Genomic DNA, 19873 nt, shown 5'->3' with positions numbered 1-19873 from the left:
CGGAGGGGCCTCTCCTTGATCACAGCATGGCGGCAGGCTCCGGCATTCCCGGGCCGGGCGGCCGGGCCGAACGGGCGGGTCAGCCGGGTGGGCCCATCGGCTGGGCCGATCAGGGGGCCCATCGGCCGGGCCGTACGACGAAGCGGCCGTCCTCCCGAGAAGTCGCTCTCGGGAGGACGGCCGCTCAGCGCTGCCGGACGGGGGGACGTCAGCCCTCGACGCCCAGCTTCTCCAGGATCAGCTCACGGACGCGGGCCGCGTCCGCCTGGCCCCGGGTGGCCTTCATGACCGCGCCGACCAGGGCGCCGGCCGCGGCCACCTTGCCGCCGCGGATCTTGTCGGCGATGGCGGCGTTGCCGGCGATGGCCTCGTCGACGGCGGTGCCGAGGGCGCCCTCGTCGGAGACGACCTTCAGGCCGCGCTTCTCGACGACGGTGTCCGGGTCGCCCTCGCCGGCCAGCACGCCCTCGATGGTCTGGCGGGCCAGCTTGTCGTTGAGCGAGCCGTCGGCCACCAGCGCGGTGACCCGGGCGACCTGCTCGGGGGTGATCGGCAGGACGGCCAGGTCCACGCCGTCCTCGTTGGCGCGGCGGGCCAGCTCGCCCATCCACCACTTACGGGCCGAGGCGGAGTCCGCACCGGCGTCGACGGTGGCGGTGATCAGGTCGACCGCGCCCGCGTTGAGGATCGACTGCATGTCGTGCTCGGAGATGCCCCACTCCTCGCGCAGCCGGTTGCGGCGCACCCGCGGCAGCTCGGGCAGGGCAGCCCGCAGTTCCTCGACCCACTCGCGGGAGGGGGCCACCGGCACCAGGTCCGGCTCGGGGAAGTAGCGGTAGTCCTCGGCGTTGTCCTTGATGCGGCCGGCCGTGGTCGAGCCGTCCTCCTCGTGGAAGTGCCGGGTCTCCTGGACGACCGTGCCGCCGGAGGAGAGCACCGCGGCGTGCCGCTGGATCTCGAACCGGGCCGCGCGCTCGACGGAGCGCAGGGAGTTGACGTTCTTGGTCTCCGACCGGGTACCGAACGTCTCGGTGCCCTGGGGACGCAGCGACAGGTTCACGTCGCAGCGCATCTGGCCCTGCTCCATCCGGGCCTCGGAGACGCCCAGCGCCTTGATGAGCTCGCGCAGCTCGGCGACGTACGCCTTGGCGACCTCGGGGGCCCGCTCGCCCGCGCCCTCGATGGGCTTGGTGACGATCTCGATGAGCGGGATACCGGCGCGGTTGTAGTCCAGGAGGGAGTGCCGGGCGCCGTGGATACGGCCGGTGGCACCGCCGATGTGGGTGGACTTGCCGGTGTCCTCCTCCATGTGGGCACGCTCGATGTGCACCCGGAAGATCTCCCCGTCCGCCAGCTGTACGTCGAGGTAGCCGTCGAAGGCGATCGGCTCGTCGTACTGGGAGGTCTGGAAGTTCTTCGGCATGTCCGGATAGAAGTAGTTCTTCCGGGCGAAACGGCACCATTCGGCGATGGAGCAGTTCAGCGCCAGGCCGATCTTGATCGCGGACTCGACGCCGATCGCGTTGACGACCGGCAGCGAGCCGGGCAGGCCGAGGCAGGTGGGGCAGGTCTGCGCATTGGCGTCCGCGCCCAGGGTGGTGGAACACCCGCAGAACATCTTGGTCTTGGTGCCGAGCTCGACATGGACCTCCAGGCCCATGACGGGGTCGTACGCCGCGAGGGCGTCCTCGTACGACACCAGGTCAGTGACAGTCACGGTGAAACTTTCCCTCTCAGCCCAGCAGGACGTCGTCGTCGCCCAGGCGCTTCAGTTCGCGGTAGAGGATCGCCAGGCCGGTGACGATCGCCGCGGCCGAGACGGCGGCGTCGATCAGGCGGAGCGTGTCGTTCTCCTGACGGGCCAGCTTGGCCTGCTTCGCGACGCTGAGGGCGCCGAACGCGGTGCTGCCGATCGACAGGTACAGGCCGCCCTTGGACTTCTTGAAGTTCTTGGCCTTCTTGGTCATGGCGCTCACAGTGCAGGTGCCTCCTCGAGCAGCGGGTGACCCCACTTGGCGGTGAACGCGGTCTCGACCGCGGCACCGACCTTGTAGAGCCGGTCGTCGGCCATGGCAGGAGCGATGATCTGCAGGCCCACCGGCATCCCGTCCTCGGGCGCCAGGCCGCAGGGCAGCGACATCGCCGCGTTGCCTGCCAGGTTGGTGGGGATCGTGCACAGGTCGGCGAGGTACATCGCCATCGGGTCGTCGGCGCGCTCGCCGATCGGGAAGGCGGTGGTCGGCGTGGTCGGCGAAACGATCACGTCGACCTGTTCGAAGGCCTTCTCGAAGTCGCGGGTGATCAGCGTCCGCACCTTCTGGGCGGAGCCGTAGTACGCGTCGTAGTAGCCGGAGCTGAGCGCGTACGTGCCGAGCATGATCCGGCGCTTGACCTCGGGGCCGAAGCCGGCCTCGCGGGTCAGGGCCGTGACGTCCTCGGCGGACTTGGTGCCGTCGTCGCCGACCCGCAGGCCGTAGCGCATGGCGTCGAAGCGGGCCAGGTTGGAGGAGCACTCCGACGGCGCGATCAGGTAGTACGCGGACAGCGCCAGGTCGAAGGACGGGCAGTCCAGCTCGACGATCTCGGCGCCCAGCTCCTTCAGCAGCTCGACGGACTCGTCGAAGCGCTGGATGACACCGGCCTGGTAGCCCTCGCCGCGGAACTGCTTGACGACGCCGACGCGCATGCCCTCGACGCTGCCGTTGCGGGCGGCCTCGACGACCGGCGGGACCGGCGCGTCGATGGAGGTGGAGTCCAGCGGGTCGTGGCCGGCGATCACCTCGTGGAGCAGCGCCGCGTCCAGGACCGTACGGGCGCAGGGGCCGCCCTGGTCCAGGGAGCTGGAGAAGGCCACCATGCCGTAGCGGGAGACGCCGCCGTAGGTGGGCTTGACGCCGACCGTGCCGGTGACGGAGGCGGGCTGGCGGATGGAGCCGCCGGTGTCCGTGCCGATGGCGAGCGGGGCCTCGTAGGAGGCGAGGGCGGCGCTGGAGCCGCCGCCGGAGCCGCCGGGGATCTTGGTGAGGTCCCAGGGGTTGCCGGTCGGGCCGTAGGCGCTGTTCTCGGTGGAGGACCCCATGGCGAACTCGTCCATGTTGGTCTTGCCGAGGATGACGACGTCGGCGGCCTTGAGCTTCTTGGTCAGCGTCGCGTCGTACGGCGGGAGCCAGCCTTCGAGGATCTTCGAGCCGACGGTGGTGGGGACCCCCTCCGTCGTGAAGATGTCCTTGAGCGCGAGCGGGACGCCGGCCAGCGGACCGAGCTTTTCGCCGCGGGCGCGCTTCTCGTCGACGGCACGGGCCTGGGCGAGCGCGCCCTCGCGGTCGACGTGCAGGAAGGCATGCACCTTCTCGTCAACGGCCTCGATGCGCGCCAGGTGGGCCTCGGTCACCTCGACGGCGGTGACCTCGCCGGCGGCGATCTTCGCCGCGATCTCGGCGGCGGTGAGCTTGATCAGGTCTGCCATGGCCCTTGCTTCTTCGTTCGCTTCTCCGCCCGCGCGGCGCAGAGGTGCGGCTTTCGCGGTCGGGTGCGGCCCGGCGGCCGCGCGCGCGTCACTCACGGTCACTCCTCCCCCAGGATCTGCGGCACCTTGAAACGCTGCTGCTCCTGGGCCGGGGCGCCGGAGAGCGCCTGCTCGGGGGTCAGCGACGGACGGACCTCGTCCGGCCGCATGACGTTGGTCAGGGGCAGCGGGTGGGAGGTCGGCGGTACGTCTTGGTCGGCGACCTCGGAGACGCGGGCGACCGCGCCGATGATGTCGTCGAGCTGCGTGGCGAAGTGGTCGAGCTCTTCTGCCTTCAGCTCCAGACGTGCCAGCCGGGCGAGGTGGGCGACCTCCTCGCGCGTGATGCCAGGCATGCAGCGATCCTCTGGTGTTCTGGGCGGAGTGTTCCGGGCGGAGAGTCCAGGCGGAGTCTTCTCGTCGAATGCTCCTGTGAACTTTTCCGGCCCAATCCTATGGCGTACGCAAGAGCTGCCGCGAAACCGTTTCGCCGGGAGCGGCGGTGAGCGCCGGACCGGGGGCGGTTTCACCCTCCGCGGAGGGCGACGCGGCCCTGGGCGCGCCGGGACGCCCCACCCGGGCAGGGGGCCGGGAGGAGGGGCCGGCGCGGTGTGGCTAGGGGGTGTCTTCCACGGGCCGGCGGCCCCAGGCCGAGATCATCGGTGAGGTGGCGAGGTCGAGGCGTCCGGCCGCGATGTTGGCTAGGTGCTGCTCGATCTCGTCGTCCGTGGCGAGGCCCGCCGCGGTGAGCTTGTCGCGCACCTGGCGGACCGTGGCCGCTTCGAGGGCATCGCACGCGGGCGAGGCGAGCGGGAAGTAGGCGTCGGCCTCGACGTCGGTGAGACCGGCCTCGCGCAGCAGCCGCGGCAGCTTGCGCCCGTAGGCGAGATCGGCGCCGCGCTGCTGCAGCAGCTGACGGAAGCCGCTGCGCAGCCGGTTGGCGAGCTCCTGCTCGGGGCCGTACTCGTCGGGGCAGGCCAGCGGCTGCAGGCCGGGGTCGGCGTCCTCGATCAGCAGCCGGCCGCCGGGGCGCAGCGCCCGGACCATGGTGCGCAGCGCGGCATCGCGGTCGGTCACGTGGACCAGGACGAGGCGGGCGTGGATCAGGTCGAAGGAACCGGCCGGGGGCTCGTCGCGGGCGATGTCGTGGCGGAGCACTTCGACTCCGTCAGCGGCGGCCGTTCCGGCCCAGGACACGTCGATGTCGGTGGCGAGCACGCGCCCGCGGGGCCCGGTGCGCTCGGCGAGCCACGCGGCGACGGTCGGCCCGCCGGCACCCACCTCCCAGCACCGCCACCCCTCGTCGATCCCGGCCTTCTCGAAGTGCCGGAACGTCGAGGCGTCGAAGAGCGCGGCCAGCGCGTCGAAGCGGGTGCCCGCCTCGGCCTGCCGGTTGTCCAGAAGGTACTCGTTGCCCTGGCCCATACGCCGATCATGCCATGACCGAACCGCGGTGCGAGGGGAGTTGTCGCTCTCGCGCGGGGACCAGCGCGGGGACCACCGCCGGGGGCGCCAGAGGCACCTGGGACGCCTGGGACGCCTGGGACGCCTGGGTAGGCTACGGCCCGGACGGCTCGTCCGCCTCCTCCGCCGCCTCGGCCTCATCAGGGGGAAGGGGAAGGTGTTGACCGGATGCGTCACTCGTGCCTGACGCATCACTGCCGACGGCCGCCTCGCCGTCGCCGGGCGCATCACTGCCGGCGGATACCTCGCCGTCGCCCGGCGCATCACTGCCGGCGGACACCTCGCCGCGGCCCGCCGCATCGCTGTGGCCGGACACGCCGGACACGCCGGCCTCTCCGCTGTCCGACGGCCCCGGTTCATCGGGCCGGACCACTGCTGAGGGTGTCTGTGCAGGTTCTTCGGAACGGGGACACGGGACGGCCGGTGGCCGGGTCAGTTCAAGACCTGTCCCGAAGGGCGCTCGGCGGCCTTCTCCGCCGCCAGGGCGGCCTTCTCCGATGCACGCTGCCAGCCGCGCTCGCCGCGGGCTCTCAGCCATGCCGTGGTCTCGTCCGGTGGCATCGCGGCGGCCACCAGCCAGCCCTGTACGGCATCACAGCCGAGGTCGCGCAGCCGCTCCCAGGTCTCGTCGTCCTCGACGCCCTCGGCGACGACCAGGAGGCCGAGGGAGTGGGCGAGATCGAGGGTGCAGCGGACGATCTCGGCGTCCTCGGTGTCGACGGCGAGCCGGGCCACGAAGGAGCGGTCGATCTTCAGCTCGCTCACCGGGAGCCGCCGCAGATGGACGAGGGAGGAGTAGCCGGTGCCGAAGTCGTCGAGCGACATCTTCACGCCGTGCGCGGTGAGCCCGGCGAGGGTGTCGGCGGCCCGCTGCGGGTCCTCCAGCAGGACGTGTTCGGTGATCTCCAGTTGGAGGGCGCCGGGTGGGACGCGATGCCGGGCGAGCCGGGCGGCGACCGCTCCGGCGAAGCCCGGGGAGTGCACATCGCGCGGGGAGACATTGACGGCGACCGGAACCTCCAGGCCCATCGCGCGCCAGCGCGCCACCTGGGCGAGCGCCGTTTCGAGGACGTACTCCGTCAGCCGGGGCATCAGCCCGGAGGACTCGGCGATGGCGATGAATTCGTCGGGTGGCACCCGGCCGCGGTCCGGATGCACCCAGCGGACCAGTGCCTCCAGCCCGGCGACGTGTCCGTCGAAGCCGACCTTGGGCTGGTAGTGCAGCTCGACGTCGCCGGCGTCCAGGGCGCGGCGCAGATCGCCCAACAGGCCGAGGCGGTCGGGGGTGTTGCCGTCCCGCTTGGCCTCGTAGAGCTCGACCCCGCTGCGGTCGCGCTTGGCCTGGTACATGGCCACGTCGGCGCGGCGCAGCAGCCCTTCGGCGTCGAGGGCGTGGTCGGGGAAGACGGCGACCCCCGCGCTGGCTTCGAGCACGAGGGTCAGGCCGTCGAGGTCCAGCGGGGAACCGAGGGCGGCGACGAGTGAGCGGGCCACCCGCTGGGAGCTGGTGAGGGAGTCGGTGGTGGGCAGCAGGACGGCGAACTCGTCGCCGCCGAGCCGGGCCGCCTCGGCGCCGCGCGGCAGGGCGTGCCGCAGGCGGTCGGCGATCTGCAGCAGCAGGCGGTCGCCCGCCAGGTGGCCGAGGGTGTCGTTGACGGAGCGGAAGCGGTCCAGGTCGATGAGGACCAGCGCCGAGCGGGAGCCGACGCGCTCGGCGTCGTCCAGCGCGGTCCAGGTGCGCTCCAGCAGCCACTGGCGGTTGGGCAGGCCGGTGAGCGGGTCGCGCAACTGCTCCTCGGCGCGGGCGCGGGCTATCCAGAGGGTGGAGTCCAGCGCGATGAGCGGGACCGCGAACAGCGGCAGCAGCAGAGGGGCGTGGAGGGCGCAGACGGCGATCAGCGGGGAGATGCCGAGCAGGGCGATGCCGACGAGCGCCTGGCGCAGTACGGCCGTTCGGGGGATGGCGGGCAGCTGGCCGGTGCGCGGGGCGAGGCTGACCCACAGGAGTCCGCGGCTGACGAAGAGGTAGCCGGCGGCGGTGACGACGACTTCGGGGAGGACGGCGAGGTTCCAGGCCGGCGGGGCCCAGGGGTGGCGGACGCTGGAGACCACGCCGAACGCGGCGAGGCCGAGCGCCGCGGCGCCGATGCCGAGGATGTCCACGGCACCGTGCACCACGGCCTGTCGCCAGCGATTACGCCGGGCGGCGCCGACCAGGACGACGACGGAGAGGCTGACGAGGGTGGCGGGCACCCAGCCGTAGAGCAGCAGGACGGCCAGGGACAGGGCGGCGCCGGAGCCCGTGCCGCCCCACCAGCGGTCCCGGCCGAGGGCGACCAGATGGCCGACGATGACGCCGGTGAGGATCGCCAGCGACCAGCCTATGGAGGCGCCGGGGAACAGCGCGTCACCTTTGCCGAGGGTGACGAGGACGCCCGTGGCGAGCGCGAGGCCCGCCACGAGGACGATGGTCGCGGGCAGCGCGGGCACGACGAGCCGCCGGAGCCGCGACGCCGGAGCGGCGCTGTCGGTCGGTTTCATTCCGATCCCTCTCACAGCCGGCTGTGCCCGCGCCACGGCAGGCGCACTCCTCAACAGTAGGCCGCGGAAGGCCGCCACGGGCAGCGATCGACGACGGTTGCCCGAATGCGACCCGGCGTCGCGGATCAATCTGGTATGCGCCGATGGGGTGACACCTCACTCCTCCTCAGGCGGAGTGACAGCTACCGCTCGCGCTGCGTCAGGACCCTGCTCCAGCAGCACCGCGAAGCCATCATCGTCCAGCACGGGGACCTTCAACTGCATGGCCTTGTCGTACTTCGAACCAGGGTTGTCGCCCACCACTACGAATCCGGTCTTCTTCGAAACGGAACCGGTCACCTTCGCTCCGAGGTTCTGTAGGGCCTCTTTCGCGCCATCTCTGGTGTGTGACTGAAGTGTGCCCGTTACGACGACGGTGACGCCTTCGAGGGGACGCGGGCCCTCCTCACCCGTCTGCTCCTCCTCCATCCGGACGCCGGCGGCCCGCCAGCTCTCGATGATCTGCTGGTGCCAGTCCACGGCGAACCACTGCTTCAACGAGGCGGCGATGGTGGCTCCGACACCGTCGACGGCGGCCAGCTCCGTCTCGTCCGCGTCCCGGATGCGGTCGATCGAGCGGAACTCCCGCGCCAGCGCCTCGGCCGCCACCGGGCCCACATGCCGGATCGACAGGCCCGTGATGATCCGGGCCAGCGGGCGCTCCTTGGCCGCCTGGATGTTCTCCAGCATGGCCAGGGCGTTCTTCTTCGGCTCGCCCTTCTGGTTGGCGAAGAAGGTGACGACCTTCTCCTGGCCGGTCTTCGGATCGCGCTTGGGCAGACCGGAGTCGGGGTCGAGGACGTACGACTTGATGGGCAGCAGCTGCTCGATGGAGAGGCCGAAAAGATCGCCCTCGTCCTTCAGCGGGGGCTCGGCGGGCTCCAGCGGCTGGCTGAGCGCCGTCGCCGCGACATAGCCGAAGTTCTCGATGTCCAGGCATTTACGGCCAGCCAGATAGAATAGCCGCTCGCGGATCTGGGCAGGGCAGGCACGGGCGTTGGGACACCGCAGGTCGATATCGCCTTCCTTGGCGGGCTGCAGCGCCGTCCCGCACTCGGGGCACTCGGCCGGCATCACGAACTCCCGCTCGCTGCCGTCCCGCAGATCGACGACCGGGCCCAGGATCTCCGGAATGACATCGCCGGCCTTGCGGATCACGACGGTGTCCCCGATGAACACGCCCTTGGCCTTGACCACGTCCTGGTTGTGCAGGGTGGCGAACTCCACCTCCGAGCCGGCCACCGTCACCGGCTCGACCACGGCATACGGGGTGACCCGCCCCGTACGGCCGACGCCGACACGGATGTCGACGAGCTTGGTGTTGACCTCCTCCGGCGGGTACTTCCAGGCGATCGCCCAGCGCGGCGCCCGCGAAGTCGATCCCAGCCGCCCCTGCAGCCGGATCTCGTCCAGCTTGACCACCACACCGTCGATCTCGTGCTCGACGGCCGTACGGCGGGTCTCGGCGTCGCCGTAGCGGGCGATGAACTCGCGTACCGCCGCCAGGGAGTCGACGACCTCGTTGTGCGTGGCCGTCGGCAGGCCCCAGCCCTTGAGCAGGTCGTAGGCCTCCGACTGGCGGTCGATCTCCAGGCCTTCGCGGGCGCCGATGCCGTGGACGACCATGTGCAGCGGGCGCACGGCCGTGACCTTGGGGTCCTTCTGGCGCAGCGAACCGGCCGCGGCGTTACGGGGGTTGGCGAACGGCGGCTTGCCCTCGGCCACCAGCCGCTCGTTGAGCTCCAGGAACTTCTCCATCGGGAAGTAGACCTCCCCGCGCACCTCGACCAGATCCGGGATCCGGTCGCCCTGGAGACGGTGCGGGATCTCGCCGATGGTCCGGACGTTGGGCGTGATGTCCTCGCCCGTACGGCCGTCGCCGCGGGTGGCGGCGCGGGTCAGCCGGCCGTGTTCGTAGGTGAGGTTGACCGCGAGGCCGTCGACCTTCAGCTCGCACAGGAAGTGGTATCCGGCGCTCCGGGGGTCGCCGCCCAGCTCACCGGCGATCCGCTCGGCCCAGCCCGCCAACTCCTCGCTGTCGAAGGCGTTGTCGAGCGACAGCATCCGTTCGCGGTGTTCGACCTCGGTGAACTCCGTGGCGTACGCCCCGGCGACCTTCTGGGTCGGTGAATCGGGGGTGCGCAGCTCGGGGTGCTCGTCCTCCAGCGCCTCCAGGGAACGCAGCAGCCTGTCGAACTCCGCGTCGCTGACGACCGGGGCGTCCTTCACGTAATACCGGAAGCGGTGCTCCTCGATCTGCTCAGCGAGCTGCGCGTGCTTCTCCCGCGCCGCCGCGGGCACGTCGGATTGAGCTGCGTGCTGTTCGCCAGCCACCGTCTTGTCCTCCCGTGGTCCTTGAGTGCGGTCACTCAGGGTTGTCTGCGAGTGATCTCGCCGCCCGGACGCAGTGGGCGAGGGCCGAACGGGCATAAGCAGGCGAAGCGCCCGCGAGCCCGCACGCGGGAGTGATCACCACGGACTCGCTCAGAGTCCCCGGCGTCAGCCCCAGCCTGCGCCACAGCGTCCTGACACCCATGACGCTACCGGCAGGGTCTGACAATCGGCTGTCCACGCCCGGCACCACGCCCGCGAACAGCGCCGTACCGCCCTCGACGGCCTCGCCGACCGCTTCTTCCTCACGCTCGGTGAGCAGGGAGAAATCGAACGAGATGCCCGTGACACCGGCCCGCCGCAGCAGCCCGAACGGCACCTCGGGGGCGCACGAGTGGACGACCACGGGGCCGCCCTCCGCCACCGCGACAAGATCACGAAGCGCGCCCTCGACCACCGCCCGGTCCACGGCACGGTGGGTGCGGTAGCCGCTCGCGGTCTTCACCTGTCCCCGGAGCACCGCCGTCAGCGAGGGCTCGTCGAGCTGGAGCACGACCTGGGCCCCCGGCACCCGCCGCCGTACGTCCGCAAGGTGCCCGCGCAGCCCCTCCGCCAGGGACGCCGCCAGGTCCCGGCAGGCCCCGGGATCGCCGAGGGCCGCCTCTCCGTTGCGCGTTTCCAGGGCGGTGGCCAGGGTCCACGGGCCGACCGCGGAGACCTTCAGCGGGCCCTCGTAGCCCTGGGTGAACTCCTCCAGGGCGTCGAGGTCTTCCCCGAGCCAGGAGTGGGCGCGCCGGGTGTCGCGGCCCGGCCGGTCGCTGATCCGCCAGCCGCTGGGCTCCACATGGCCGTAGACCTCGACGAGCATCCCCAGGGTCCGCCCGATCATGTCGGCGCCGGGCCCCCGGGCCGGGAGCTCCGGCAGGTACGGGAAGCCCTCCAGTGATCCGGTGACCGTCTTCGCCGCTTCCCGCGCGTCACCGCCCGGCATCGACCCGATCCCGGTCGCCGCGCCCGCGGCCCACTTCTGCGTGCTGTTCTCGCTCACCCAGGCAGGGTATGCGGCGGCCCGGCGGGCGGGGTGCGCCAGGTGTGCGCGGCGGACGGCGGTACGGGACCGGGCGCCACGCGGCCCGGCTCCCGCGCGGCGGACGGCCGGGCGAAGCCTGCGCGCACGCTGTTACCGGCCGGGCCGCACCGACACATCGTTGATCTCCGCGTCCCGCGGCAGATCGACGGCCGTGAGGATGGCCGTGGCGACCGACTCCGGGTCGATCCAGCGGGACGCGTCGTACTCCTTGCCCTCCTGCTGGTGGGTGCTCTCCTGCATCGGCGTGGCCGTCCGCCCCGGGTAGACCGAGGTCACCCGGACGCCGTTGCCGTGCTCCTCCGCCCGCAGCGAGTCCGCCAGCGCCTTCAGGCCGTGCTTGCTCGCCGCGTACGCGCCCCACTGGGGGTTCGCATGGAGTCCGGCGCCGGAGTTGACGAAGACGACATGCCCCTGGGCGACCCGTACCAGCGGCAGCAGCAGCCGGGTGAGCTCGGCGGGCGCGACCAGGTTGGCGGCGAGCTGCCGCTGCCAGGCCTTGGCCGGCAGATCGCCGACCGCGCCCAGCTCGATGACGCCCGCGCTGTGCACCAGGGAGTCGATCCGGTCCGGCAGCGGCTGCTGTCCGAACGCCCAGGACAGCTTCTCGGGCAGGGCGAGGTCACCGACGAGCGTGCGGGCGCCGGGGAACTGCGCGGCCAGCTCCTTGGCCCGCACCGCGTTGCGCGCCAGCAGCCACAGGTCCTCCCCGCGCGCTGCGAGCCGCCGTGCGACCGCCGCTCCGATGCCCGACCCTGCGCCCGTGATCAAGTGCGTACCCATGGGGCCGATCCTAACGAGCGGCGACGGGGACGCGGAGCGCGCCGGTCAGGCGACCATGCCCGCCTTCTCCTCCAGGTAGGCCAGCGCGCCGACGCCGTCCGCCGCGAAGAAGACGAGGTCGGTGAGCGGGATCGGCAGGAACCCCTCCGCCTCCATCCGCTGGAACTGTTCCTTCAACCCGTCGTAGAAACCGGCGGTGTTCAGCAGCACCACCGGCTTGGTGTGCATCCCGTGCTTGCGCAGCTCCAGGATCTCGGTGGCCTCGTCCAGCGTGCCCGTGCCGCCGACCATCACGACGACGGCGTCGGCGCGCGCCAGCATCTGTGCCTTGCGCTCGGCGAGGTCCTTGGTGACGACCATCTCATCGGCGCCCTCGCGGGCCTTGTGCGCCAGGAACTCCACGGAGACGCCGATCAGCTTGCCCCCGGCGTCCTGCACCCCGTCGGCCATGACCTTCATCAGGCCGGTGTCCGAACCGCCCCAGACCAGCGCATGCCCGCCCTTGCCGATCAGCTCGGCGAACTGGCGGGACGGGGTGACATAACGGTCGTCGAGGTCGGCGGCGGAGCAGAAGACGCAGATATTCATGCGGTCACCTTACGAGCGGGGCCGCGGGGCGTTACCGGGCCGGTCGGCCAGGGCGGGCGGCCCGGTAGGCACGGGCCGGGCGGCGGGGCGGTGCTGGTGCAGGCCGCCCCGCCGCCCGTGCCCTCCCGCTAGATCAGCCCCTGGTCCAGCATCGCGTCGGCGACCCGCTCGAAGCCGGCGATATTGGCGCCCGCGACGTAGTCACCGGGCAGCCCGAACCGCTCCGCGGTCTCGTAGCAGCGGTGGTGGATCGAGCGCATGATCGTCGCGAGCTCGCCCTCCGTGCGCTCGAAGGACCATGCCTCGCGCGAGGAGTTCTGCCGCATCTCCAGCGCGCTGGTCGCCACACCGCCCGCATTGGCGGCCTTTCCGGGACCGAAGGCCACCCCGGCCTCCTTGAGCAGCGTCACCGCCGCCGGGGTGGTCGGCATGTTGGCGCCCTCGGAGACCGCCTTGACGCCGTTGCGGACCAGGATCCGGGCGGCGTCCTCGTCCAGCTCGTTCTGGGTCGCCGACGGCAGCGCCACGTCACACGCGACGTCCCACACCCGCCCACCGGGCACGTACTTGGCGGACACCCCGCGCCGCTCGGCGTACTCGCTGATCCGGCCGCGCTCGACCTCCTTGATCTGCCGCAGCAGCGCCAGGTCGATGCCCTTCTCGTCGACGACATAGCCGCCGGAGTCCGAGCAGGTCAGCACGTGGGCGCCGAGCGCCTGCGCCTTCTCGATGGTGTAGATCGCGACATTGCCGGACCCGGAGACCACCACCTGCTGCCCGTCCAGCTCCTCGCCGCGCTGCTTGAGCATCTGCTCGGTGAACAGCACATTGCCGTAGCCGGTGGCCTCCGTGCGGGCCTTGGAACCGCCCCAGGCCAGCCCCTTGCCGGTCAGCACACCGGGCTCCCAGCGGTTGGTGATCCGCCGGTACTGGCCGAAGAGGTAGCCGATCTCCCGGCCGCCGACGCCGATGTCGCCCGCCGGTACGTCCGTGTGCTCGCCGAGATGACGGTGCAGCTCCGTCATGAACGACTGGCAGAAGCGCATGACCTCGGCGTCCGACTTGCCATGCGGATCGAAGTCGCTGCCGCCCTTGCCGCCGCCGATGTTCAGTCCGGTCAGGGAATTCTTGAAGATCTGCTCGAAACCGAGAAACTTCACGATTCCCAGATTCACGGACGAATGAAAGCGCAGACCGCCCTTGTACGGGCCGAGCGCGCTGTTGAATTCCACCCGGAATCCCCGGTTGACGTGAATCGCTCCGGAATCGTCCTGCCAGGGGACCCGGAACATGATCTGCCGCTCCGGCTCGCAGATCCGCTCCAGGATCTTCGCCTCGGCGAACTCCGGGCGGGCCGTCAGCACGGGGGCCAGCGTCTCCAGCACCTCGAGAGCCGCCTGGTGGAACTCGGGCTCCCCGGGGTTGCGCCGGACCAGCTCGGCGTACAGAGATGCCGGCCCGGTCCGACGAATGCCGGGATTGACCTCAGATTGAACAGTCGACATTGACTTCCGTTCCCTTCGTGGCCGCGGAGGGGCCGTCTGCGGTCCGGACCCTGACGAGCCCTCACAAGTGCAACAACTCCTTGTGAGTCCTTATCGTCACCACTCCTCGACCCGGCAACCTTTGACGTCCCGTCGCGTTGCCGACTTTATGGGCGGCATCCCGTCGATCGACTGTGGGATGCGCGACACGCCGTTCCCTTACGCAATCCCGCCAACCCGCTGACGCCCCGGGCGTGCCTCTCCCCCGCCTTATACCCGCAGGTCAGAGCACCAGGAGCAGCCCATCTGCCGGCACTCCTCGCGCCGCGGGCCCCCGCCGCGGCAGGCGCTGTGCAACACCTCACAGTTGACCGGTGGACCAACGCTTAGCGGCTCACCAGCCCCGAGGACCCCACCCACCCCTACACGGACCTCGATGTACCGGACAATGCCCGTCATTTCCGTCACGCCCCTCACCGCCCCCGTAAGCACCGGCCGGCTCACCGGCCGGCCGGGTCCAGCCCACCCCCGTGATGCGGCTGGTCCCGGCCGGCCCGTCCCCGGGACGCCCCGGCCCGGCGGAAGATGCGGTGATCCGCCCCGTGACGGCACCGACAGCCCGCTCCATCGGGAACGTCCGGTCTTGCGGTCTTGCGGTCTTGGCTCGGGGCTCGGGTCGGCGCCCGGCCGCGGGGCCCCTGTGCGCTTCAGCTTCCGGTGCCGGCCGGCACGGTGACGACCGGCACAGCGGCAGCCGCGCCCGCCCCGTCCGCCGGCGCTCGACCGTCCTGGCGGCCACCGACGCGCTCCGCCTCGGCCCGGACCATCTTCTCCATCGGCTCGGCGCAGCTGCCGCCCGCGACGACCATCGCCAGCAGGATGGCGACCACCGTCAGCACCGTCCCCAGCCAGACCATCGTGTGCACCGGGACGGTGTAGGCGCCGATCACCCGCGCCACACACTCGGTCAGCAGCGTGGTCCCCCATATCAGCGAGAACCTTCGCTCCGCCCGCCGGAAGCGCGCGGACCCGGCCAACAGCCGGTCCCAGGCCGCGTTCTTCGCCGCGCTCCCCTTCGTCACGAACGGCTTGAGGCCGGCGGTCATCAGGGGCTTCCCCGTGAACACGGAGACGATCATCGCTATGCCGATGACGCTGCTCACTCCGCCGTCCTTGGCAAGCATCAGCCGCGGATCACCGGTCATCGTGCTCAGCGCCAGGCCCACGGCGTTGACGACAAGGATCAGCAGCGCAAGGCCGTTGACGCCCGTGCCCCGCATCAGGCCCCAGACCGTACGCAACGCCGGCACCACGCTGCTCCAGCCCAGCGCCGCGACCTCACCGAGCCCGAAACCGTTGCGCAGGACGTAGTACGACGCCAGCGGAATCCCCACATCCAGGACCAGCGGCAGCAGGCTCTGCACGAGCGGATTCGGCGTCACACCGTCCGCGACCTGCCCCTGCCCCTGCTCCCTGGTCTGCTCCCGGGCCTGGTCCCGGCTCGGGCGCCGGCTCTCGCTCTCGCTCTGGCTCCGGTGCACGGACTCCCCCACATTGCTCTCTGAACGGCGACTTCCTTCGACGTCTTCAGCTTCGGGCAGGGCCGGGCACCGCAACAGTTTCGACTGTCCTCACTTCCCCATGACATTTGTCAGTTGTGGGCGGCGAACCAGCCGGCCACGCCTGGCTCTTCGGATGCTTCTGAGCGTCCGTCCGCTGCGCACACCGGTGTTAGCCGGACGTTAGCGCCGCGGCAGGCCGGCAATAGCGGCCCCGAGCAGAGTGGGTGACGTACCGAGGAAACAACGACACCGACCGTCCTGGGGGACCCGTCATGAGCTCCAGCGCCACCGTCCGCACCGCTCGCCGCCGCACCCTGCGCCTTGCCGCCGCGGCCCTGACCGCGGCCGCCGGCCTCACCCTGACCGCCTGCTCCGGCGCGGACGCCACCGCCGCGAAGCCCGCCGGCCGCACCGACGCGGGCGCCGCCGTCACCGGCGGCGCGGGCTCCACCGGAGCGCAGGACTCCGGTGCCCAGGACTCCGGTGCCCAGGGCTCCGGTGCCCAGGGCTCCGGTGCTCAGGGCTCGGGCGCCCAGGCGGGCTCCGGCACCAAGGCCGGCTCCGGCACCAAGGCGGACGCCGCGGCCAAGAAGTCGGGCGGCGCGCACGCCGGGGGCGGTGGCGGGGCGGCCTCGGGCGTCCAGCGCTGCCACACTTCCGGCCTGAAGGCGGCATTCGCCACGGGCGAAGACGCGGCCCCGGACCCGAAAGCGAGCGGCGGGACGACCACCAGCATCGTCCTGACCAACAAGGGCAGCAGCGCCTGCAAGATCGGCGGCTTCCCCGGCGTGGACCTCAAGTCCGAGAACGGCGGCGAGCGCTGGTCGCTGGCCCGCTCGTCGAAGAAGTTCAGCTCGATCACCCTGCAGCCCGGGGACAGCACCGACTTCACGCTCAACCTCGCCATGACCAAGGAAGAGACCGGCTTCTACCAGCCCGCCTTCGCCGACGTCACCCCGCCCAACGAGACCACCTCGCTGACCGTGAAGTGGCCCTGGGGCACCCTCGTCGACCAGCGGAGCGCCACCCACCCGGGCACCTTCGTCAACCCCATCGGCTGACCACCCGGCACCGCCTCTGACCGCTCTCCGCCCGGCGAGGCCCCCGGCCGGCACAGAGCCGAGAAAGTCCGCTGCCCCGGTGCAACTCCACCCGGACAGCGGACTTTCCGCATCGCCGCCGGGATGTGCCGCCGGGGATGACAGGAGAGCCCTCAGGCCCCCGTCCGCACCCGTCGCTCCGTAGTGGCGATGGTGGCCGAGCCGACCACCCTGCTGCCGTCGTAGAGGACGATCGCTTGGCCGGGCGCCACGCCGCGGACGGGCTCCGTGAAGGTCACCCGGAGCTCGGTGCCGTCCACCACCTCCGCCGTGACCTCACTCTCGCCGCCGTGGGCACGGAGCTGGGCGGTGTACGGGGCGGGGCCGGCCGTCGGCGGGCGGCCGCACCAGCGGGGGCGGATCGCGGTCAGGGCCGTGACGTCGAGGGAGTCGGCCGGGCCGACCGTGACGGTGTTGTCGACCGGGGAGATGTCGAGGACGTAGCGCGGCTTGCCGTCGGGGGCCGGGTGGCCGATGCGCAGGCCCTTGCGCTGGCCGATCGTGAAGCCGTACGCGCCCTCGTGGGTGCCCAGGACCGCACCGGCCTCGTCGACGATGTCGCCGGGAGCCGTGCCGAGCCGCTTGGCGAGGAAGCCCTGGGTGTCGCCGTCGGCGATGAAGCAGATGTCGTGGCTGTCCGGCTTCTTGGCGACGAACAGGCCGCGGCGGGCGGCCTCTTCACGGATCTCGGCCTTGGTGGTGAGGGTGTCGCCGAGCGGGAACATGGCGTGCGCCAGCTGACGGTCGTCGAGGACGCCGAGGACGTAGGACTGGTCCTTGGCCATGTCGGAGGCGCGGTGCAGCTCGCGGGTGCCGTCCTCGCGCAGGACGACCGTGGCGTAGTGGCCGGTGCAGACGGCGTCGAAGCCCAGCGCCAGGGCCTTGTCCAGGAGCGCGGCGAACTTGATCTTCTCGTTGCAGCGCAGGCAGGGGTTCGGGGTGCGCCCGGCCTCGTACTCGGCGATGAAGTCGTCGACGACGTCCGCACGGAAGCGTTCGGCGAGGTCCCAGACGTAGAAGGGGATGCCGATGACGTCGGCGGCGCGGCGGGCATCGTGCGAATCCTCGATCGTGCAGCAGCCCCGGGCGCCGGTGCGGAACGACTTCGGGTTCTCGGAGAGCGCGAGATGCACGCCCGTCACGTCATGGCCTGCCTCGGCGGCGCGGGCCGCGGCAACGGCGGAGTCGACACCGCCGGACATGGCGGCGAGTACGCGGAGGCGGCGGGGTGCGTCATCAGTCATAGCGTGTCCAGGGTAGACGGAACCGCCGACCGGCCCGAAAGCGTTATGGAGCGCATGGGGAAAAGGGACGGGGACAGCGGCGCGGAAAGCACCGGCGAAAGCGGCGGTGAGCAGCGCGAAGGCCTGAAGGCCGGGCCCGGCCTCACCCGGCGACGGGCGTTGTGGATCGGGGGCGGCGGTGCGGTGGCCGCCGGGGTCGCGGCGCTCGTGGCGGGCGGTGAGCCGGCGCGCTGGTGGTGGCGGCTGCCGTGGAACGAGAAGCCGCGCACGGCGGGCGCGGTGGACTTCCGGGGCGCGCAGTGGGTCGCGGCGTCCCCGGAGAACTACCGGCGGGCCGACCGGCCGGCGGACTACGGGATCGACCGGGTGGTCATCCATGTCGTCCAGGGCAGCTATGCGACCGCGCTGGATGTCTTCCGGAACCCGTTTCACGAGGCCGCCGCCCATTACGTGATCCGGAAGGACGGGCATGTCGCGCAGACGGTCCGCGAGCTGGATGTGGCGTTCCATGCGGGGAACCGCGGCTACAACGAGCGGAGCGTCGGGATCGAGCACGAGGGGTACGTGGACCGGCCGGAGTCGTTCACGGCTGCCATGTACGCGTCGTCGGCGCGGCTGACGGCCGGGATATGCCGGCGCTACGGCTTCCCGGCCGACCGGGAGCACATCGTGGGGCACGGGGAGGTACCGGGGACGGATCACACGGATCCGGGGAAGCACTGGGACTGGGACCGGTATCTGGGGCTCGTACGGGCCGAGCTGCGCCCTCGTCTCAAGCCCGCCGGCTCAGCCCCGCCCGCGCAGGCCCCTGGCCCGGCCCCGCCCGCACAGACCCCCTAACTCAGCCCCGCGCTCCGCGCCCGTTCCACCACCGGGCCGATGGCCTGCGCCAGCGCCGCCACGTCCTGAGCGGTGGAGGTGTGGCCGAGCGAGAACCGCAGGGTGCCGCGGGCGAGCTCCGGGGACATGCCGGTGGCCAGCAGGACGTGGCTGGGCTGGGCGACGCCGGCGGTGCAGGCGGAGCCCGTGGAGCAGGCGATGCCCTGGGCGTCCAGGAGGAGCAGCAGGGAGTCGCCCTCGCAGCCGGGGAAGGAGAAGTGGGCATTGGCCGGGAGGCGGCCCGCGGGGTCCGGGTCGCCGCCGAGGACGGCATCGGGGGCGGCGGCGCGTACGGCCTTGATCAGGTCGTCGCGCAGCGCCCCGATGTCGCGGGCGAAGTCCTCGCGGTGCGCGACGGCGTACCGGCCGGCCGCGGCGAAGGCGGCGATGGCGGGGGTGTCGAGGGTGCCGGAGCGTACGTGCCGCTCCTGGCCGCCGCCGTGCAGCACCGGCACCGGGGCGTACTCACGGCCGAGCAGCAGCGCGCCGATGCCGTACGGTCCGCCGATCTTGTGGCCGGAGACCGTCATCGCGGCGAGCCCGGAGGCGGCGAAGTCGACCTCCAGCTGGCCGAACGCCTGCACCGCGTCCGCATGCAGCGGGATCTCGAACTCCGCGGCGGTCTCGGCCAGTTCGCGGACCGGCTGGACGGTGCCGATCTCGTTGTTGGCCCACATGACCGTGGCGAGCGCGACGTCTGCGGGGTTGCGGGCGATGGCCTCGCGCAGCGCCCCGGCGTGCACCCGCCCGTAGGTGTCGACCGGCAGCCATTCGACGCGGGCGCCTTCGTGCTCGGCGAGCCATTCCACGGCGTCGAGGACCGCATGGTGCTCGACGGGGCTGGCGAGGACGCGCGTACGGGCCGGATCGGCGGCCCGGCGCGCCCAGTACAGGCCCTTGACCGCGAGGTTGTCGGCCTCGGTGCCGCCGGCGGTGAAGACGATCTCGCTGGGGCGCGCGCCGAGCGAGACGGCAAGGGACTCGCGCGCCTCCTCGACGGTACGCCGGGCCCGCCGGCCGTCGGCGTGCAGCGAGGACGCATTGCCGGTGACGGTCAGCTGGGCGGTCATCGCCTGCACCGCCTCGGGAAGCATCGGGGTGGTGGCGGCGTGGTCGAGGTAAACCATGGTGCGCACGATTCTACGAGCCGTCCCGGCGGGCTCCGGGGGCGCATGCGCAGCGCGCGGGAGCGGCGGGGCGCCGGGATGCCGCCGGACGTCCGGTACCGGCCTGGCGCGAGCGGTGCGCGGGGCCGGTGGCTCCCGT

General features: G+C 71.8%; 17 protein-coding genes. 2 read left to right on the top strand and 15 right to left on the bottom strand.

Going from position 1 to position 19873, the window contains the following annotated elements; all coding sequences use genetic code 11:
- Window positions 1–208: 208 nt before the first annotated feature.
- From gatB to CFW40_RS25280, 13 genes are all read right to left on the bottom strand, one after another.
- Entirely contained in the window at window positions 209–1717 is a 1509-nt protein-coding gene (gatB, locus tag CFW40_RS25340) for an Asp-tRNA(Asn)/Glu-tRNA(Gln) amidotransferase subunit GatB (protein ID WP_088800196.1), read from the bottom strand.
- A 16-nt stretch (window positions 1718–1733) separates the two neighbouring features.
- Window positions 1734–1967 carry a hypothetical protein gene (locus CFW40_RS25335; protein ID WP_030087700.1) on the bottom strand — a complete coding sequence of 78 codons (234 nt, stop codon included), beginning with the start codon at window positions 1965–1967 and terminating at the stop codon, window positions 1734–1736.
- Window positions 1968–1972: 5 nt separating this feature from the next.
- Complete coding sequence (gene gatA / locus CFW40_RS25330; RefSeq protein WP_088800195.1) at window positions 1973–3466, bottom strand: Asp-tRNA(Asn)/Glu-tRNA(Gln) amidotransferase subunit GatA; 1494 nt, start codon at window positions 3464–3466, stop codon at window positions 1973–1975.
- Window positions 3467–3564: 98 nt separating this feature from the next.
- A complete protein-coding gene (gene gatC, locus CFW40_RS25325) occupies window positions 3565–3861 on the bottom strand; it encodes an Asp-tRNA(Asn)/Glu-tRNA(Gln) amidotransferase subunit GatC (RefSeq protein ID WP_033266824.1) in 297 nt (98 codons plus the stop codon).
- A gap of 259 nt (window positions 3862–4120) precedes the next feature.
- On the bottom strand, window positions 4121–4930 hold the full coding sequence (locus CFW40_RS25320; RefSeq protein ID WP_088800194.1) for a class I SAM-dependent methyltransferase: 810 nt from the start codon (window positions 4928–4930) through the stop codon (window positions 4121–4123).
- Window positions 4931–5063: 133 nt separating this feature from the next.
- Complete coding sequence (locus CFW40_RS25315; RefSeq protein WP_088800193.1) at window positions 5064–5294, bottom strand: hypothetical protein; 231 nt, start codon at window positions 5292–5294, stop codon at window positions 5064–5066.
- 107 nt (window positions 5295–5401) lie between these two features.
- Window positions 5402–7510, bottom strand: a complete 2109-nt coding sequence (locus CFW40_RS25310; RefSeq protein WP_088800192.1) for a bifunctional diguanylate cyclase/phosphodiesterase — start codon at window positions 7508–7510, stop codon at window positions 5402–5404.
- Between the two features lie 156 nt (window positions 7511–7666).
- Entirely contained in the window at window positions 7667–9883 is a 2217-nt protein-coding gene (gene ligA / locus CFW40_RS25305; protein WP_088800191.1) for an NAD-dependent DNA ligase LigA, read from the bottom strand.
- Window positions 9884–9914: 31 nt separating this feature from the next.
- Window positions 9915–10871 (bottom strand): methionine synthase, encoded by a 957-nt coding sequence (locus CFW40_RS25300; protein ID WP_371127179.1) that lies wholly within the window; start codon window positions 10869–10871, stop codon window positions 9915–9917.
- Between the two features lie 189 nt (window positions 10872–11060).
- Window positions 11061–11750, bottom strand: coding sequence for an SDR family oxidoreductase (locus tag CFW40_RS25295; RefSeq protein WP_088800189.1), 690 nt, complete (start codon window positions 11748–11750; stop codon window positions 11061–11063).
- A 45-nt stretch (window positions 11751–11795) separates the two neighbouring features.
- Window positions 11796–12338, bottom strand: coding sequence for a TIGR00730 family Rossman fold protein (locus CFW40_RS25290; RefSeq protein WP_088800188.1), 543 nt, complete (start codon window positions 12336–12338; stop codon window positions 11796–11798).
- 128 nt (window positions 12339–12466) lie between these two features.
- Window positions 12467–13843, bottom strand: coding sequence for an NADP-specific glutamate dehydrogenase (gene gdhA / locus CFW40_RS25285; protein WP_176956391.1), 1377 nt, complete (start codon window positions 13841–13843; stop codon window positions 12467–12469).
- A gap of 686 nt (window positions 13844–14529) precedes the next feature.
- A complete protein-coding gene (locus CFW40_RS25280; protein ID WP_256331731.1) occupies window positions 14530–15246 on the bottom strand; it encodes a VC0807 family protein in 717 nt (238 codons plus the stop codon).
- 410 nt (window positions 15247–15656) lie between these two features.
- Here CFW40_RS25280 and CFW40_RS25275 point away from each other — a divergent pair, with 410 nt between their 5' ends.
- A complete protein-coding gene (locus CFW40_RS25275) occupies window positions 15657–16445 on the top strand; it encodes a DUF4232 domain-containing protein (RefSeq protein ID WP_088800187.1) in 789 nt (262 codons plus the stop codon).
- A 152-nt stretch (window positions 16446–16597) separates the two neighbouring features.
- On the opposite strand, the gene mnmA is transcribed toward CFW40_RS25275, so the two are convergent.
- Window positions 16598–17728, bottom strand: coding sequence for a tRNA 2-thiouridine(34) synthase MnmA (gene mnmA, locus CFW40_RS25270; protein ID WP_088800186.1), 1131 nt, complete (start codon window positions 17726–17728; stop codon window positions 16598–16600).
- Window positions 17729–17773: 45 nt separating this feature from the next.
- Between mnmA and CFW40_RS25265 the strand changes: the two genes are divergently transcribed.
- Window positions 17774–18568 (top strand): N-acetylmuramoyl-L-alanine amidase, encoded by a 795-nt coding sequence (locus CFW40_RS25265; protein WP_088800185.1) that lies wholly within the window; start codon window positions 17774–17776, stop codon window positions 18566–18568.
- Here the strand turns inward: CFW40_RS25265 and CFW40_RS25260 are convergent.
- A complete protein-coding gene (locus tag CFW40_RS25260; RefSeq protein WP_088800184.1) occupies window positions 18565–19734 on the bottom strand; it encodes a cysteine desulfurase family protein in 1170 nt (389 codons plus the stop codon). The genes CFW40_RS25265 and CFW40_RS25260 overlap by 4 nt on opposite strands.
- Window positions 19735–19873 lie beyond the last annotated feature (139 nt).

The sequence above is a fragment of the Streptomyces sp. 2114.4 genome (genome assembly GCF_900187385.1).
Classification (GTDB): domain Bacteria; phylum Actinomycetota; class Actinomycetes; order Streptomycetales; family Streptomycetaceae; genus Streptomyces; species Streptomyces mooreae.
This window is presented reverse-complemented; position numbering and strand designations above follow the sequence as displayed.

Excerpts from the sequence above, each read along its gene's own strand:
- gatA (WP_088800195.1), bottom strand. The coding sequence starts at position 3,466 with ATGGCAGACCTGATCAAGCTCACCGCCGCCGAGATCGCGGCGAAGATC.
- CFW40_RS25290 (WP_088800188.1), bottom strand. The coding sequence starts at position 12,338 with ATGAATATCTGCGTCTTCTGCTCCGCCGCCGACCTCGACGACCGTTAT.
- CFW40_RS25275 (WP_088800187.1), top strand. The coding sequence starts at position 15,657 with ATGAGCTCCAGCGCCACCGTCCGCACCGCTCGCCGCCGCACCCTGCGC.
- CFW40_RS25335 (WP_030087700.1), bottom strand. The coding sequence starts at position 1,967 with ATGACCAAGAAGGCCAAGAACTTCAAGAAGTCCAAGGGCGGCCTGTAC.
- gdhA (WP_176956391.1), bottom strand. The coding sequence starts at position 13,843 with ATGTCGACTGTTCAATCTGAGGTCAATCCCGGCATTCGTCGGACCGGG.
- gatC (WP_033266824.1), bottom strand. The coding sequence starts at position 3,861 with ATGCCTGGCATCACGCGCGAGGAGGTCGCCCACCTCGCCCGGCTGGCA.
- CFW40_RS25320 (WP_088800194.1), bottom strand. The coding sequence starts at position 4,930 with ATGGGCCAGGGCAACGAGTACCTTCTGGACAACCGGCAGGCCGAGGCG.
- CFW40_RS25260 (WP_088800184.1), bottom strand. The coding sequence starts at position 19,734 with ATGGTTTACCTCGACCACGCCGCCACCACCCCGATGCTTCCCGAGGCG.
- CFW40_RS25310 (WP_088800192.1), bottom strand. The coding sequence starts at position 7,510 with ATGAAACCGACCGACAGCGCCGCTCCGGCGTCGCGGCTCCGGCGGCTC.
- CFW40_RS25295 (WP_088800189.1), bottom strand. The coding sequence starts at position 11,750 with ATGGGTACGCACTTGATCACGGGCGCAGGGTCGGGCATCGGAGCGGCG.
- CFW40_RS25265 (WP_088800185.1), top strand. The coding sequence starts at position 17,774 with ATGGAGCGCATGGGGAAAAGGGACGGGGACAGCGGCGCGGAAAGCACC.
- mnmA (WP_088800186.1), bottom strand. The coding sequence starts at position 17,728 with ATGACTGATGACGCACCCCGCCGCCTCCGCGTACTCGCCGCCATGTCC.
- CFW40_RS25300 (WP_371127179.1), bottom strand. The coding sequence starts at position 10,871 with ATGCCGGGCGGTGACGCGCGGGAAGCGGCGAAGACGGTCACCGGATCA.